General features: G+C 55.4%; 14 protein-coding genes. 7 read left to right on the top strand and 7 right to left on the bottom strand.

The genetic code is table 11. The annotated features are described in order from the left end of the window. Positions 1–73 precede the first annotated feature (73 nt). Genes WDB70_RS02835 through WDB70_RS02815 form a run of 5 tightly spaced genes read left to right on the top strand, consistent with a single transcriptional unit; the run spans position 74 to position 3106 of the window. Entirely contained in the window at positions 74–439 is a 366-nt protein-coding gene (locus WDB70_RS02835; protein ID WP_406666417.1) for a GntR family transcriptional regulator, read from the top strand. Further along, positions 432–1238 (top strand): ABC transporter ATP-binding protein, encoded by an 807-nt coding sequence (locus WDB70_RS02830; RefSeq protein ID WP_406666415.1) that lies wholly within the window; start codon positions 432–434, stop codon positions 1236–1238. The genes WDB70_RS02835 and WDB70_RS02830 overlap by 8 nt, the downstream gene beginning before the upstream one ends. Then, on the top strand, positions 1235–2545 hold the full coding sequence (locus WDB70_RS02825) for a hypothetical protein (protein ID WP_406666413.1): 1311 nt from the start codon (positions 1235–1237) through the stop codon (positions 2543–2545). Before WDB70_RS02830 ends, WDB70_RS02825 begins: the two co-directional genes overlap by 4 nt. After that, on the top strand, positions 2542–2937 hold the full coding sequence (locus WDB70_RS02820; protein WP_406666411.1) for a hypothetical protein: 396 nt from the start codon (positions 2542–2544) through the stop codon (positions 2935–2937). The genes WDB70_RS02825 and WDB70_RS02820 overlap by 4 nt, the downstream gene beginning before the upstream one ends. A 25-nt stretch (positions 2938–2962) precedes the next feature. Next, positions 2963–3106 (top strand): hypothetical protein, encoded by a 144-nt coding sequence (locus WDB70_RS02815; RefSeq protein WP_406666409.1) that lies wholly within the window; start codon positions 2963–2965, stop codon positions 3104–3106. On the opposite strand, the gene WDB70_RS02810 is transcribed toward WDB70_RS02815, so the two are convergent. Then, a complete protein-coding gene (locus WDB70_RS02810) occupies positions 3103–5427 on the bottom strand; it encodes a DNA polymerase II (protein WP_406666407.1) in 2325 nt (774 codons plus the stop codon). The two genes, WDB70_RS02815 and WDB70_RS02810, sit on opposite strands and share 4 nt — an antisense overlap. Before the next feature lie 144 nt (positions 5428–5571). Here WDB70_RS02810 and WDB70_RS02805 point away from each other — a divergent pair, with 144 nt between their 5' ends. Further along, positions 5572–6723: a diguanylate cyclase gene (locus tag WDB70_RS02805; RefSeq protein WP_406666405.1), complete on the top strand. Its 1152-nt coding sequence runs from the start codon at positions 5572–5574 to the stop codon at positions 6721–6723. Between the two features lie 49 nt (positions 6724–6772). On the opposite strand, the gene WDB70_RS02800 is transcribed toward WDB70_RS02805, so the two are convergent. Both WDB70_RS02800 and WDB70_RS02795 read right to left on the bottom strand, forming a co-directional pair. Further along, positions 6773–7225 (bottom strand): nuclear transport factor 2 family protein, encoded by a 453-nt coding sequence (locus WDB70_RS02800; RefSeq protein WP_406666403.1) that lies wholly within the window; start codon positions 7223–7225, stop codon positions 6773–6775. Next, the gene (locus WDB70_RS02795; RefSeq protein ID WP_406666401.1) at positions 7207–8157 is read right to left on the bottom strand and encodes a hypothetical protein; all 951 of its coding nucleotides are present in this window, start codon (positions 8155–8157) and stop codon (positions 7207–7209) included. The genes WDB70_RS02800 and WDB70_RS02795 overlap by 19 nt, the downstream gene beginning before the upstream one ends. A gap of 557 nt (positions 8158–8714) precedes the next feature. Here WDB70_RS02795 and WDB70_RS02790 point away from each other — a divergent pair. Further along, positions 8715–9053: a zinc ribbon domain-containing protein YjdM gene (locus tag WDB70_RS02790; protein ID WP_406666399.1), complete on the top strand. Its 339-nt coding sequence runs from the start codon at positions 8715–8717 to the stop codon at positions 9051–9053. Positions 9054–9109: 56 nt separating this feature from the next. Here the strand turns inward: WDB70_RS02790 and WDB70_RS02785 are convergent, their stop codons facing one another. The 4 genes from WDB70_RS02785 to recJ form a co-directional block, all read right to left on the bottom strand. Next, entirely contained in the window at positions 9110–10807 is a 1698-nt protein-coding gene (locus tag WDB70_RS02785; RefSeq protein ID WP_406666397.1) for a methyl-accepting chemotaxis protein, read from the bottom strand. Between the two features lie 124 nt (positions 10808–10931). Beyond that, the gene (lysS, locus tag WDB70_RS02780) at positions 10932–12440 is read right to left on the bottom strand and encodes a lysine--tRNA ligase (RefSeq protein ID WP_406666395.1); all 1509 of its coding nucleotides are present in this window, start codon (positions 12438–12440) and stop codon (positions 10932–10934) included. Between the two features lie 41 nt (positions 12441–12481). Beyond that, positions 12482–13580 (bottom strand): peptide chain release factor 2 gene (gene prfB / locus WDB70_RS02775; RefSeq protein WP_406666393.1). Its coding sequence is split into 2 segments (ribosomal slippage): positions 12482–13504 and positions 13506–13580, totalling 1098 coding nucleotides; the frame shifts between segments, so codons are not numbered across the junction. 71 nt (positions 13581–13651) lie between these two features. Continuing rightward, positions 13652–15364 carry a single-stranded-DNA-specific exonuclease RecJ gene (recJ, locus tag WDB70_RS02770; RefSeq protein ID WP_406666391.1) on the bottom strand — a complete coding sequence of 571 codons (1713 nt, stop codon included), beginning with the start codon at positions 15362–15364 and terminating at the stop codon, positions 13652–13654. Positions 15365–15413: the final 49 nt, after the last annotated feature.

The raw sequence follows: 15413 nt of genomic DNA, 5'->3' as shown, positions 1-15413 counted from the left end.
TTTTTCTGCTCAAGGCTTGTATACTTCGCCAACAGTGTATTAGTGTATTCATACACATTGACGGAGTGATGCTGTGTTTAATCTAGATGCCAATGCCGGCCAACCCATTTACCGCCAGCTCATTGAGCAGATGAAACGGTTGATTGCCGGAGGTCAGCTGCAAGTGGGAGACCCTCTTCCCTCGGTGCGGGACCTGGCACAGCGCCATGCCATTAACCCGATGACCATTTCCAAGGCTTACAGCTTGCTCGAAGCTGAAGGGCTGCTGGCGCGCCATCGTGGCAAACCCATGACCATTGCCCGCCCCCCCGAGCAAAGCCCGGCGCTACTACTGGCGCCATTGGTGGACACCCTGATCCGCAGCGGCCGCCAACTGGGCCTGGACAACAACGCCATCCTCAACGCTGTTCACAAAGGACTGGAGACACCCCATGACTGATCCTCTGGCACGGCTGGATAACCTCAGCCAGCAATTTGACAGCAGCGCTGTGCTGCAACAGATCACCACCGAGGTCGCCAAAGGCGATGTAATTGGCCTGTTGGGCCTCAACGGTGCCGGTAAAACCACGTTACTGGAAACCCTGCTGGGGTTTGCCCTGCCCAGTGGTGGCCAGGCACAGTTGTTTGGTGAAGCGGCCAGTAAACTGAGCAGCGCCAATAAAGCCAAGGTCGGCTTTGTGCCACAACAGGACGAACTGCTGGTACAGCTCACCGGCCAGCAAAACCTGGCACTGCTGGCAGCTTTTTATCCGAGCTGGGATAACGCGCTGGTGGCCCAACTGGCCAGCGAATGGGACATTCCTCTGAAAAAGCGAGTGGCGCAGCTGTCGGTTGGCCAGCGCCAGAAGCTGTCGATTCTGGCGGCACTGGCACACCGCCCGGCGTTGCTGATCCTTGACGAACCGGTGGCCAGCCTCGACCCGCTGGCCCGGCGGCGTTTCTTGCAAACCCTCATTGGGCAAATCACTGACACCCACTGCACAGTGATCTTCTCCACCCATATCGTTTCTGATTTGGAACGCATTGCCGATCGCATCTGGATTTTGAAAGACGGCCAGCTACGCATCGACTGCCACCTCGATGATCTCAAAGAATCAGTGTTCCGCCTGCCCGCCGGCGCCGATACCCATGGGCTGGATATACTGCACCAGCATCAGGACGGCAGCCTGACAGTACGTGGCCAAGGTCAGGGCCAGCCGCTGGGGCTGGAAGATATTTTTCTGGAGCTGCACGCATGAAAGGGCTGCTGAGCGTACTGCGTTACTACCTGCTGCCAGTGTCGGTGATACGTATCATTATGTTGCTGGGTCTTGTGGTTGCCATAGGCAGTCTGTTTGTGCCGGCAGAGTTACACCACCTGGGCCTGACTTTGGGGCTGGCTATGACACTCTTTCCCGCGACCATGGCCAGCGGCTTTACCTTCCGCCAGTTGGTTAGTAACCCGCGTGTGACCCTGGCGCCCCATGGCCGGCTGCTGGCCCTGGCAGGGTTAGCCTGTATTGCCATACTCGATGGCCTGGTAGCCGCATGGCTGCTGCCACACCCCTGGCAGGGTGCCCTGGTGTTTGCCAGCGTCACCGCCTGGCTACTGATAACCCAATGGATAGCGCAATTACCGTTTCGGTTTGCACCGCTATTAGCCTGGCTGGCCTTTATCGGCGCGACCCATTTACTGCCGAAGCATCTGCACCTGGCAGCGGCCCCCCTGGAATTACCTGCCCTGCTGCTGGCCGTACTGGCCTGGCTGGTGATGGCCTGGCGCCTGCCCCGGCAACAAAAAATGCGCGGCCCTTTTCAATTTGCCAGAGCGAATACCACGCTGGTAAGCAAATTACAGGGTGACGAGCCGGTCAAGACCCCAGCCGACACCATGCTACTGGGCTTTCGCAGCAGCCTTGGTGCATCACTGACAAGCTATGGGCTGGTTTTTTTCGGCTTCCCGGTCTTGTTCATGCTTGTAATGAGCCTGCTGCGCGGCGATCTCAGCTTCCTGAACGAGGCCCAGCAGCACCCGCAAGTGGTCTATGTCATGCTCGGTTACGGCTTACTGATGGCGCCTCTGCGCACTTTCGATTTGGTGGCACGGCTGCGCTTGCTTTGGCTGCGCCATGGCGGTGATCGCCAGCAGCTGTGGCAATTGCTTGACCGGGTATTACGCCGTGAAGCGTTGCTGGCAAGCGCATTAGTGGCAGTGGTGCTGGTCATCACTGGCCTGTTGAGCCATGACAGCGGGCAAACAACGGCGTTATTGCTGGCTCAGTGCGCCGCTTACCTGTGGAGCGCACAATATCTAGTAGGTTGGCTGCGCCAGCTGGCCTGGCACCCGGTAACCCGTACATTGCTGGGTGTAGTGCTACTAATTCCAGCTATTGCGATGGCCATTTATGGTTACTTGCATTTGTCCTGGGCAGTGGCCGCCCTGGCCTATCTGCTGGTACTGGGTAGCGTGAGCCGCTGGGCGCTGGGCTCGACCATGGGTAGCCAGAACTGGATCCGCCTGCACCCGGTCAACCCCAAACAATGGCAACGAGGTAAAGCAGCATGAGCCCGGACAAACGCGTGTGGCTGGCGGCGGCATTAGGGCTCTATGGCCTGGCCATGATGGCGTATCAGGCCTATCACGGCGCCACCGCCACGCAATGGCTGATGAGCACACTGGCAGTGACCATTGCCGGGTTTAACCTGTGGCGATTGCGCTGGCAGGCTGACCCGCGCCGGCGTATCGAAAACCGCGACGGGGTGTTGTGGATTGCAGGTAAGGCGACCCTGCCCCTTGCCGAGCTACACACCGTGGTGGTGCAAAGGGGTTACTTTTCACTGCATCAACACCGGCTTCAGGGCACCGTACCGGAGCTGTATTACCACCCGGCATTTGACGATGCTCTGACCGCCCACCTCAACGCCATGGCACCACATATCACGGTGCTGAGCCGCTAACATCATACCGTTAAGGAGTTTTGTTATGTGCCAGAGTCAACGTCGTCGCGCCTTTTTACTGATAGCCAGTGGTTGTAGCCTGGCCATTAGCAGTGCCAGCGGCCATGTCGGTGCGGGGGTTGCCATTGCCATAGCGCTGGTCGTCATCGCCCTGGCCAGCCGCCGTTAGAACAGTCCTAACTGGCCACCAATCAGCTGCTCAAAGTCCTGATTGACGAAGGGCAAAATACCATCGGCAACCGGCTTTAACTGGCGGTCAATGTAATGCTGGTAGTCAATGGGGCTGTCGACACACTCCAGCGGCTGTGGGCCATTGAGGGTGATCAGATAACGGATACTGCCTTTGTTCTGGTATTTCGGCGCCTTGCCTTGGTGTTGCCGGTGCTCATCGGCCAGCCGCGCAGCACGAACATGCGGCGGCACGTTTTTCTGGTACTCCGCCAACGGCCGGCGTAAGCGCTTTTGATAGACCAGCTGTTCATCCCGTTTCCCCGCCAAGGTTTCAGCTACGGTCTGGCGAATAAAGTCAGCCGGGTCGGCATCATTAAAAATCAACCGGTAAAGCTCGCTCTGAAAACCTCTGGCCAGTTGTGTCCAGTCGGTTCGAACCGTTTCCAGCCCTTTGAACACCAGTTCACCACCGGCTTTAAGGCCGGCGTAGCGTTTCTTCGAGCCAGCTTCAGAGCCACGAATGGTGGGCATTAAAAAACGCTGAAAATGGGTTTCAAATTCCAGCTCCAGGTAACACTCCAGTGCAAAGTCATCACGCAGGGTTTGCTGCCAGCGCTGGTTGATATCGGCCGCCAGCCGCTGGCCGATGGTGTTGGCCTCGGCATCATCATAATCTTCACCCAACAGCACGAAGGTGGAGTCGGTATCACCGTAAATGACCTGATAGCCGGCTTGTTCAACCCAGCGCGCCGTCTGCTGCATGATGGCATGGCCGCGCAGGGTAATAGAGCTGGCCAGGCGGGTGTCATAGAAGCGGCAACCACCGGAACCAAGTACACCATAAAACGAGTTCATGAGGATTTTAATGGCCTGTGAGCGGGGGCCGTTGCGCTCAGCCTTGGCCTGATCCCGGGCCTGCCACAGGGCGGTAATAATGGCCGGCAGAAAATGCTTGTCGCGGGAAAAGCGGGCGTCACGAAAACCGGGAATGGCATCTTCTTCCTGCAAGCCTTCAATCAGCCCCATCGGATCAATTTTGAAGGTGCGGATAATACTGGGGTACAGGCTTTTAAAGTCCAGCACCAGAACATTACGATAAAGCCCCGGCCGCGAGTCCATCACGTAGCCCCCGGGGCTGGCCAGGCCACCGCCTAAAGGCAGGTTTGGCGCCACATAACCGGCTCGGTGCAGCCGCGGTAAATACAAATTGGTAAAGGCCGCCACCGAGCCACCGGCGCGGTCCAGTTCCAGGCCGGTTAACTGGCTACGCAGCACCAGAAAATCCACCAGTTGCGTTTTAGCAAAAATATCCCAGACCAGTCGACAATCTTCGAGGTTATAGGCGGCCAGTTTGGGTTTGTTGTGACGAAAATCGTGTTCGATAGTGGCCAGGCGGTTTTCTACGTCGTCAGTGTCTTTACCGCGACCCAGCAGAGCCTGCGCCACCGACTCGAGGCTGAAGCTGTCAAAGCTGTACGTGGCGATTTTCAAGGCGTCGATGCCGTCAATCACCACCCGGCCCGGCAAGGAAGCAAACGCCTGGCCGTCAGTATTGCCCTCTTTTAGCCACATGGCCTCACCACCACGGCCCAGGCGCAGGGTTTGGCCATAACGGGCGGCTCGCCGGGCCAGCAGACGCAAATCAAAAGCCACCACCGACCACCCGATGATGAGATCCGGGTCCAGCTCTGTCAGCGTTGCCTCAAGCGCCGCCAACAGCGCCCGTTCGTCATCAACCCAGTGAATATCGAGCTCCGCCGGCTCGGCTGCGCCGACCATGATCACTCTGGCTATGCCATGACCGTAAAGCCCTACCGAGTAAAGTTCACCTTTGGCGGAGCACTCCACATCCAGCGACAGTACCCGCAACCGGGGCTGGTAATCGGCACCTTTTAGACGCACCTGCTGCCATTGCTGGTAACCGCTCTTGCTCTGGCACTGGCCGGTAAAAGCAATGCCTCCTCGGGCAAAACGCTCCATCAAAAACCGGTCATGCAGTTTGATGTCGGCTTCCAGCACTTCAATGCCGTGGCTGGTCAGCGTTGCCTGGGCCTGACGGTGCTGCTCCAGGGTGGCGAAATAAAGCATGCTGACATCCTGGCCAGCAAAGTCTTTCATACCCAGGCGGCGTACCTGCGCCAGTTTGCCTGCCAGTAACGCTTCGGCCTTGGCCATATAGGTGGCGGCAATCACCAGCACCGGTTGCTGGCCACGGATCACCAGCCGGGCTGGCCCCTGATCGGTACTGAGCCAGAACACCAGCTCGGTCTGGCCTGCCACATCACGACTATGGCGAGACAGTAAAAAACCCTGCGGCAAATGACAGACTCCGATAACAGCACCTCTGCCAGTATACTGGTTAAATAACCAGTTAAAAGGCCTGTGACCCTCTTTCTGCAGGGCGCTGTCATTTTTGCAACATATCGTTACAATGGCGACAGTAATAATAAGAGGCAAAAACCCTTGAGCGACCAATACAGCATTCTGTTTGGCGTGTTGGCCATTCTGGCCGGAGTAGCCGGTATTGTCTGGCTTTCATTGGCGTACCCGTTGAAGGTGGCGCCTCACTCTTCATGGCGTTTTGCAGTAGCCAACTTCTGCTTTCTGGCCGGTACCCTGATCACCCTGTTTGCTGACCAGCTATCTCCGGCACTGCAAAGGATGCTGCCGGATCTGTTGATGATCGTCGCTTTTGTGCTGATGCGCGTGGGGGTACAGCGGCTGTTCCGGATTCCGGTGACGTACCGCGAGCACCTGAGCATCGTGGTGGTTTCCAGCCTGCTGCTGATCATGTTGGGGCTGCAGGAACAGCTTAGCCGTGAGCCGGCCATCGTCTTTTTCAGTGCTTCCGCCATTATTTTTTTGCGCTTGCAGCTGGAGATCATCAGTGCCGTCAAACGCTGGTTTAACCTGCTGGCCAGTTTTGGCCTGACCTGGCCGTTTCTTATCGTCAACCTGTTCATGCTCAGCCGCATCTATGTGCTGCTACTGACGCCAACAGGCCATCATGCTGAAAAACAGCTGTTTGGCATTGATATGCCTTATCTGTATGTGACGGTTTACTTACTGATCAATGCCAGTTTGTTCGGCTGTTCTTTGGGCCGGCTGGTTTTGAAAATTCGCATGCTGGCAGAACGAGACCCGCTTACCGGGCTATACAACCGCCGGGTTTTTTCACGCCACCAGCAAGTGGCCGACCAGCGCCACCAGGACGGCGACAGCTATGCGCTGATTGTGTTTGATCTGGACGACTTCAAGAAAATAAACGACGACTACGGCCATGCCATTGGTGATCAGGCGCTGGTCCACACCGCCGAGGTGCTAACCAGTGAACTGCGCGAGGGGGATATTTTTGCCCGCCAGGGCGGGGAGGAGTTTGTGATCCTGCTGCCGGCTACCGATCAGGCGCAAGCCCTGCTTATTGCCGAACGCTTGCATCAGTCTTTGCTGGCCAGCCCCCTGATGGTCGACGGCGAGCCACTGCCGATCAGTGCCAGTTTCGGTGTGGCATCAAGCGACCATGGCTTAGCACAAAAACTCTACCGCTTGGCGGATCAAGCCATGTATCTGGCCAAAAGCAGTGGTAAGGCCCAGGTTGCCAGCCACGCCAGCTAAATAAAAAAAGGGGCCTATTTGGCCCCAAAGAGACGTTGGAAAGTGTCGTTCAAGGTGACTCAAAACGCACCCGCAATTGCCAATGATGCTGATGCATAGCCCAGACATCGGCCAGATGGCGATCGGGCTGATCCTTAGCGGATAAGGTCAGGTACGCGACCGCAGTGTCGCCTACTTCATAAACTTTTAAGCGTGATAACCGCCAGGCTGGCGTATCGGCGCTTTTTTTCAACATGTCAGGCAAATACTGCGTGCTGCCATGGGCCATGTTATTGGCCTGAAAAAACGGGCTTAACAATGATTTCAGCGTCTTGCTGTCACCTTGCTGTTGCGCGGTCAGCAGGCGTGTTTCCAGATCGCTGAAAACCTTCATATAGCGCGTCATTACTGTGATGCCTTTTGCCGGTGCAGGGGTTGCCTGCACCGGGCTGGCCGCCAGGCTCGAAAGCCCGGCGACCAAGAGCATCGTACGCAGACGCTTACTTAGTAAGACAGCGTACATACCCCTCCATTGGCGTTCAGCCAGTTTTGTTGCAGCAGCCAGTCGCGGCCACCGAGGTTAACGTTAGCCGATGCACCATTGGACGTGGTGTAAGTGCTACCGAAGGTCCAGGCACATTTGTCGGCATTTTCCTGACCCTGACGGTCGTACCAGGCATTGAGCTCTGGATCGGATACCGCTTCAGAAAGCTCATGGTACATAACGCTGGCCATGGCATCAGCACCGCCATTACCGTTCGGTGACGGGTTGTTTACACCACAACCACTCGGGGCCTGAGTTTCAGCATCACCAACAAAGGCATACTTAACGGTCTGACCGTTAATGGACGCGCTGGTGTGCCAGCCACAGTATTGGGTACCAAAACCAGATGTTTCCTGAACGTCCGGCGCGGTCAGCACGAAGTACACCGCGTTGGTATCCATCGGCAGGCCGAGGTTGTTAATGGCATTGGTGACGATGGTTTGAATCGCCGCATCATTCAGCACGGTACCCTGTGAGCCACTGTCAGCAACCTGACCGGCCAGGTTTACGCTGTTGGCAACATGCGCGTTGTTGCTGTCAGTGTAAGAGGTATTGATGTTGTAGATGGAAGAGCCAGACAGGCCAGGCATCAGATCCGGCAAAATGGTCTGAGCGCTGGCATAGCTACTCCAGTTACCGTACCAGATGTAGTAAACATTGGTGGTGCCCAGCATGACCGGGCCGCCATGGTAGTAAATACCATTGTTGGTGCTGGCTTTACCGGTAGGCTTGGCTGCTTTGGTCTGGCTCTGACTATGCAGGGCGTTAGGCGGTACCAGCTCTCCCCAGCCTTTACCGGTTGGGCGATATTGTGAGTTGCTATCAGTGTGAATGGCAGCCGCCATACTGGATGCAGCAAAACCACAACCCAGTGCAAACATAACGGCTTTAGCAAGGTTCTTCTTATTCATGTTGAGCTTCCTGTTTTATTCATTCCTTTATGAATTCCCTTCACTCAATGTGACGTCCTTTTAAAACCGTTGCCGCTAAACGGCACGGTCACTAAGGAATAACATTCGAAATAAACAACGTAAATAAATGTGAAATATGCGTATGCTAAGCGAAAATAGAAAATGAGAATCAATATCAAATGTGCTACAGGCGTCTGATATTTGACACTGAGCCAGAGGTCGCGGATTTACTGGTGAACACTACTTAAACAGATAGCGGGAAAAATATTTTTAACTTTTTTATTATTTCTTACAGAAAAGAACACGGTTTTTCTTTATGAAAAAAAAGTATAACAGGCGTACAAAAAAAACGCCTGAGCGCAGTCTTCAATTGCTTTTTACTTTAAATAAAATGAATTTTTAATTTAAAAATAGTTAATGTATTTGTTTTAACTTTGTTAAATATAAATATATTTATTCTTTCTTTTGTCGCGCATTTCTCTGAGACTAACCCCCACCGACTAACCATTTACGGTATCCTATACCCCCATAAGTTGTCAGGAATTAGTTGATAGATCATGAGTACCTTACCCCCCTGCCCTCAGTGCCAATCACCTTATACCTATGAAGACGGCGCTAGCCTTATCTGCCCCGAATGTGGCCATGAATGGTCTGCCAACGACAGTGCCGCTGACGATGCCGAATCCGTCATCAAAGATGCCAACGGTAACGTGCTGGCCGATGGCGATACGGTGACCGTCATTAAAGATCTGAAAGTCAAAGGGTCATCGCTGGTGGTCAAGGTGGGAACCAAGGTCAAAAACATTCGCCTGGTGGATGGCGACCATGACATTGACTGCAAGATTGACGGCATCGGCGCCATGAAGCTCAAATCAGAGTTTGTGAAAAAAGCCTGACAGCCCTCGCTATCCCCATGGCGGCTCGCCATGGGGATAGGTTTATTGCCTTGTTACTAAGCGGTTCTGACCCGAAACTGCGCCATCAACTGCCGTAAGGCGTCAGCCTGCTCTGCCAATACCGCACTGGCTTTTTCCGTGTCGCTGGTGCTGGCCAATACCTGTAGACCCGCATCGCGAATATCAGCCACGTTCTGGCTCAACACTTCTGCGGTAGTGGATTGCTGCTCACTGGCTGCGGCCATCTGGGTGTTGGCATCATTGAGCTGACTCAGCGCCTGATAACCGTGATGCAGCTCCTGCTTGGCTTCACCTATCTGCCGGGACGTTTCGACAATCTGTTCACTACTTTGATAAATCGCTTCCACAGCACTGCTGGCATTGGCTGCCAGGGTATTGATCAGCGTCTGAATCTCACTGGTGGCTTGCTGGCTACGCGAGGCCAAGGCCCGCACTTCATCGGCCACTACGGCAAAGCCGCGGCCTTGCTCGCCGGCACGGGCGGCTTCAATGGCCGCATTAAGCGCTAATAGATTGGTCTGTTCGGCAATACCACCGACAATAGTCACAAAGCTTTTTATCTTATCGGTGCTGTCACGCAGCAAATCAATCATCTCCCGGGAGCGATCGGTACTGGCCACCAACTGTTCTGACAGCTGCTGAGTGCGGTCCATGCTGTTGGTGCCCTTGCGAATACTGCTTTCTGCCTGGTGGCTGCTATTAAGGGTATCCTGGGCATTATGTGCCACCTGGGTAATGGTGGCAGACAACTGATGAATGGCACTGGAGGCCTGTTCAGTGTTGTTCTGCTGGCTGTTAACAGCCTCGCGGTTACTGCGAGCCATATCCGATAAATGCTTGGCTGAACCGGATAACTGTTCGGCGTGGTTAATGATGGCCGACACCGTATTACTTAATGAGCCGGCCATGTCGTCCATGCACTTGAGTAACCGCCCCAGTTCATCTTTACGGTTGACCTCCACGGTAATGCCAAAGTCACCGGCGGCCATCATGGTGGCAACCTCATTGGCCTGGCTAACCACCGTCACCACCTGGCGGCTGATCAGTAAACTCACCACAATGCCCACCAGCAAGGCCAGGGAGGTAAGAAAAATGGTCTGCCACAACGCATGTTGTTCATCGGCCTGGGCATTGGCAACTACCGATTCGCCAATGCTGTTGAGCTTATCAATAAAAGCCAGCAGTTCCGCATTGACGGCCTGTTGCTGCTTTTCCAGTGCTGCCGCCTGAGGTGCAAGTTCAGTTCCGCTGGCGCCGTTTTTAAGCTTGTCGATCAGCGCAAAAGCCTTTTCTTCAAACTGCTGGTGGTGGGCGGTAATACTTTGCAATTGCTGGTAAAGGCTACGCTCTGTTTGTTCAATCGCCTTGCTACTGCTATGGGCAATCGCCTCTTGCAACAGCTTTTGCACCTGGCCGATATTGCGGTCGAAATCAGTCAGCATGTTTTTGTAGCGGGCCATCACCGCCATGGCATCGTTTTGTTCGCCAGACACTGGAATATCCAAAGCCCGGTAGGACTGCTCCAGCAAGCTGGTACTTTGGATCTGCCGGATGGTGATATGACTGGTGAGTTGCACCAGTGGGATCGTTTCGTGTGCAATGCCTTTGATATCGTCAGCAATTTTGCCCATTTTCAGCATGCTGAAAGCCGATAGTGTCAGGCTGATGGTGAGTATGGTTCCCACCAGCAGCATGATTTTAACGGCGATGGGTTTGTCCTTGAGCCACTGCATAGCCATATCCTTCTGTTCCATTCCATATGGCGCTCGCTTTCTGGTATGAAAGCAAGCACTGAATATACAGTGTAGCTGGTTGTTTTTAGGACAATAAAAAAGGCCCTGACGGGCCTTTGCAGTATTACTTGTGGCGCATGTGGGGGAAGAGCAACACATCGCGAATCGACGGGCTGTCGGTGAGCAGCATGACCAGCCGGTCGATGCCGATGCCTTCACCGGCGGTCGGCGGCATGCCGTGTTCCAGGGCGGTAACATAATCGGCATCAAAGAACATGGCTTCATCATCACCGGCTTCTTTGGCTTCAACCTGGGCACGGAAACGTTCAGCCTGATCTTCGGCATCGTTAAGCTCCGAAAAGCCGTTCGCCAGCTCCCGGCCGCCAACAAAAAACTCAAAGCGATCGGTAATGAACGGGTTGTCGTCATTACGGCGGGCCAAGGGGCTCACTTCTGCCGGGTAGGCGGTAATGAAGGTTGGCTGGATCAGCTGTGCTTCGGCGACTTCTTCAAAGATGTAGGTTTGCAGCTTGCCCAGACCGTCAGTTTTGCTGACTTTCATACCCAGCGATTCGGCAATAGCTTTGGCTTTGTCAAAGTCCGCCAGATCCGCTTCGCTGATATCCGGGCGGTGCTTGATGATGGCCTCAACCATGGTCAGGCGCGCAAACGGTTTGGCAAAATCGTAATCGACACCCTGGCTGGTAAAGGCCGTGGTACCGAGCACCGATTCGGCCACGTAACGCAGCATGGCTTCGGTGAAGTCCATCAGATCCTGATAATCGGCATAAGCCCAGTAGAATTCCATCATGGTGAATTCCGGGTTATGGCGGGTCGACAAACCTTCATTACGGAAGTTGCGGTTTACCTCGAAGACCTTTTCAAAGCCGCCCACAACCAGCCGTTTCAGGTACAGCTCCGGCGCGATACGCAAGAACAGTTCCATATCCAGAGCATTGTGGTGAGTCACAAAGGGCTTGGCCGCAGCACCACCGGGAATGCTGTGCATCATCGGTGTTTCCACTTCCAGAAAGTCCGCCTGGGTCATGAAAGTGCGGATGGCATTGACGATCTTCGAGCGCACCACAAACGTCTGGCGCGACGACTCATTGGCAATGAGATCCAGATAACGCTGACGGTAGCGGGTTTCCATGTCAGACAGGCCATGGAATTTATCCGGCAGCGGCCGCAGCGCCTTGGTCAGCAGTTCGATGGCGTCAACCTGTACCGACAGTTCGCCGGTGTTGGTTTTAAAGAGAATACCTTCGGCGCCGATGATGTCGCCCAGATCCCACTTTTTGAACTGCTCGTTGTAAAAACCCTCGGGCAGATTGTCGCGTGCCACGTAGATCTGGATTTTACCGGTGCCGTCCTGAATGGTGGCGAAGCTCGCCTTGCCCATGATGCGGCGGGTCATGATACGGCCGGCCACTTTTACCCGAACCGGCTCGGCCTCAGCCAGCGCTTCTTTGCTCAGGTCTGCGTATTGGGCTTGCAGCTCAGCGGCGTGGCTGTCTTTACGAAAGCCGTTGGGAAAAGCCTTGCCTTCGGCGCGCAGGGCGTCGAGCTTTTCCTTGCGTACTTTGAGCTGTTCGTTGAGATCCTGTTCCGGGTTCGGGTTTTGTTCGGTCATCTGCTTCAAACCATATCAGTCAGGGGAGCATGCTCCCCGGTTTACAGGCCGGCCTTAAGGCTGGCTTCGATAAAGCGATCAAGGTCGCCGTCCAGTACTGCCTGAGTGTTGCGGGTTTCCACGTTGGTACGCAGATCCTTGATGCGCGAGTCATCCAGCACATAAGAGCGGATCTGACTGCCCCAGCCAATATCAGACTTGGACTCTTCCAGTTTTTGCTGCTCCGCCATGCGCTTTTGCATTTCCAGCTCATACAGCTTGGCTTTCAGCTGTTTCATGGCGTAGTCCTTGTTCTGGTGTTGCGAACGCCCTTGCTGGCAAGCCACCACGGTATTGGTGGGCAAGTGGGTGATCCGCACCGCCGATTCGGTTTTGTTGACGTGCTGACCACCAGCCCCGGAGGAGCGGTAGACGTCAATTCGCAGGTCAGCAGGGTTAATGTCGATTTCGACATTGTCGTCCACTTCCGGCGATACAAACACCGACGAAAACGAGGTATGGCGGCGGCCACCGGAGTCAAAGGGGCTTTTTCGTACCAGCCGGTGGACACCGATTTCGGTACGCAGCCAGCCAAAGGCGTACTCGCCCTGCACATAGATAGTGGCCGACTTGATACCGGCCACATCCCCTTCGGACAGTTCAACGATGTCGGCTTTAAAGCCATGCTGATCACACCAGCGCAGGTACATGCGCAGCATCATGTTGGCCCAGTCCTGAGCCTCGGTGCCACCGGAGCCAGCCTGAATATCAACATAGGCATTGGCCGGGTCCATCTCGCCGGAGAACATGCGGCGAAATTCCAGCGTTTCCAGCTTGTTGGTCAGGTCGTCCAGTTCCGGCTGAATTTCGTTGAAGGTGTCTTCGTCTTCGGCTTCCAGCGCCAGTTCCAGCAAACCTTGTACATCCTCAAGCCCCTGCTCAAGGTTGTCGATGGTGCCGACAATGGCTTCCAGGCTGGCGCGTTCTTTGCCCAGTGCCTGCGCCTTTTCCGGCTCGTTCCAGACGTCGGGTTGCTCTAGTTCGCCGTTGACTTCTTCCAGGCGCTCTTTCTTGGCGTCGTAGTCAAAGGTACCCCCTCAGAACTGCTGTCCGCTCAGACAGGTCCTGTATTTGGGTTTTAATCGGGTTTACTTCAAACATGGTGTATGAGGCTCTCGTTAAGTCAGCCGCGTAAAAGAGGCAGAATTTTAGCCTATTTATGGGGTGCGTTCCTAGGCCGGTTCAAGGTAGTCCAGCAACAGTTGCACCGATTGGCGGCCACGGTAGTGATTAATGTCCAGCTTGTAGGCGGCCCGAACCCAGTTAATGGCAGGGTTTGGCCAGGTATCGAGATCACAGTTAAAGGCAATGGCGTCCAGCAGCGGCTCGCCGCCGGCACTGGGGCTAAGCACCAGCTTCAGGTGTTTTTGCCCAACGATACGCTGGCTCACCACCTTGAAATGGCCGTCAAACACCGGTTCGGGAAAAGCCTGCCCCCAGGGGCCGCCCTCACGCAATAATTGTGCGGTTGCAAGGGTGAACTCGGTCGGTAACAGTTCACCATCAGACAGTATTTCCCCGGTCAGCATGTGGGCGTCGAGCTTTTCTTCAGCCAGAGCACTAAAGGCAGCATTAAAACGGGCAAACTGATCATGGCCAATGGACAGCCCGGCAGCCATGGCATGGCCGCCGAACTTGAGGATAAGTCCCGGTTCCCGGGTATCCAGTTCATCAAGCAAATCACGCAGGTGCAAGCCGGGAATGGAACGACCAGAGCCTTTAAGTTCGGTGTCGGAAGCAGGAGCAAAGGCCACTACTGGCCGGTGAAAGCGTTCTTTGATGCGTGAGGCCAAAATGCCGATAACGCCCTGATGCCAGTCTTCACGGTACAGGGCTATGCCTGCCGGTACGGCATCCAGTGTCAGCTTGTCGAGCTCGGCCAGCGCTTCTTGTTGCATTGACGATTCAATTTCCCGGCGCTCACGGTTGAGGCTATCGAGCTCGGCAGCCATCAGCCGCGCCTGGTGCTGATCGTCGGTAACCAGCAAGCTGACGCCCAATGCCATGTCATCAAGACGGCCGGCGGCATTCAAACGTGGCCCGAGGAAAAAACCCAGATCGCTGGCCGCCAGTTGCCCCGGTTCACGGCCCGCCACTTCACACAGCGCCAGAATACCGGGCCGGCACTGGCCGGCGCGGATACGGTTCAGGCCCTGATGCACCAAAATACGGTTGTTGGCGTCCAGCGGCACCACATCGGCAACGGTACCCAAGGCAACGATATCCAGCAGTTGCGCCAGATTAGGTTCCTGGCCAGTAGCAAAAGTCCCCTGTTCACGCAGGTGCGCTCGCAGTGCCAGCATCAAATAGAAAGCCACCCCGACCCCGGCCAGAGCCTTGGAAGGAAACCGGCAGCTTTGCAGGTTCGGGTTCACAATGGCATCGGCCGCCGGCAGGGTGTCGCCTGGCAGGTGATGGTCAGTGATCAGCACCTGTAATCCCGCCGCTTTTGCGGCGGCCACACCGCTGTGGCTGGAAATGCCGTTATCGACAGTGATCAGTAGCTCGGCGCCGCGAGCAATGGCCACATCGACTATCTCCGGCGACAGCCCATAACCGTACTCAAAACGATTGGGTACCAGAAAGTCCACCTGCCGGGCACCAAGCTGGCGCAACGCCAGCAGGCACAGCGCCGAGCTGGTAGCGCCATCGGCGTCAAAGTCACCCACAATGACTATCCGCCGGTTCGCTGCAATGGCCTCGGCCAGCAGCCGCACCGCCTCGTCAATGCCCTGCAGGGCTGTATAGGGCGCCAAAGCCCGGGCACTTTTTTCCAGCTCAGCCGGGCTGGCTACGCCACGGCTGACGTAAAGACGCGTCAGCAATGCCGGCAATGGCCAGTCAGGTAACGTTGCAGGGTACGGGCGGCGGGTTATGGTTGGCATAGCGGCTTGGCAATCATGATTAATGGCGCCAGTCTATGCGCTGGGGCGC

It is taken from the genome of Gallaecimonas aegicerasi (assembly GCF_045291545.1).
In the GTDB taxonomy this organism is placed as follows: domain Bacteria; phylum Pseudomonadota; class Gammaproteobacteria; order Enterobacterales; family Gallaecimonadaceae; genus Gallaecimonas.
This window is presented reverse-complemented; position numbering and strand designations above follow the sequence as displayed.

Bases quoted from the DNA above. Each gene is read 5' to 3' on its own strand.
- WDB70_RS02785 (WP_406666397.1), bottom strand. From the start codon at position 10,807: ATGCAGTGGCTCAAGGACAAACCCATCGCCGTTAAAATCATGCTGCTG.
- WDB70_RS02795 (WP_406666401.1), bottom strand. From the start codon at position 8,157: ATGAATAAGAAGAACCTTGCTAAAGCCGTTATGTTTGCACTGGGTTGT.
- WDB70_RS02800 (WP_406666403.1), bottom strand. From the start codon at position 7,225: ATGTACGCTGTCTTACTAAGTAAGCGTCTGCGTACGATGCTCTTGGTC.
- WDB70_RS02830 (WP_406666415.1), top strand. From the start codon at position 432: ATGACTGATCCTCTGGCACGGCTGGATAACCTCAGCCAGCAATTTGAC.
- WDB70_RS02825 (WP_406666413.1), top strand. From the start codon at position 1,235: ATGAAAGGGCTGCTGAGCGTACTGCGTTACTACCTGCTGCCAGTGTCG.
- WDB70_RS02815 (WP_406666409.1), top strand. From the start codon at position 2,963: ATGTGCCAGAGTCAACGTCGTCGCGCCTTTTTACTGATAGCCAGTGGT.
- lysS (WP_406666395.1), bottom strand. From the start codon at position 12,440: ATGACCGAACAAAACCCGAACCCGGAACAGGATCTCAACGAACAGCTC.
- recJ (WP_406666391.1), bottom strand. From the start codon at position 15,364: ATGCCAACCATAACCCGCCGCCCGTACCCTGCAACGTTACCTGACTGG.
- WDB70_RS02820 (WP_406666411.1), top strand. From the start codon at position 2,542: ATGAGCCCGGACAAACGCGTGTGGCTGGCGGCGGCATTAGGGCTCTAT.
- WDB70_RS02790 (WP_406666399.1), top strand. From the start codon at position 8,715: ATGAGTACCTTACCCCCCTGCCCTCAGTGCCAATCACCTTATACCTAT.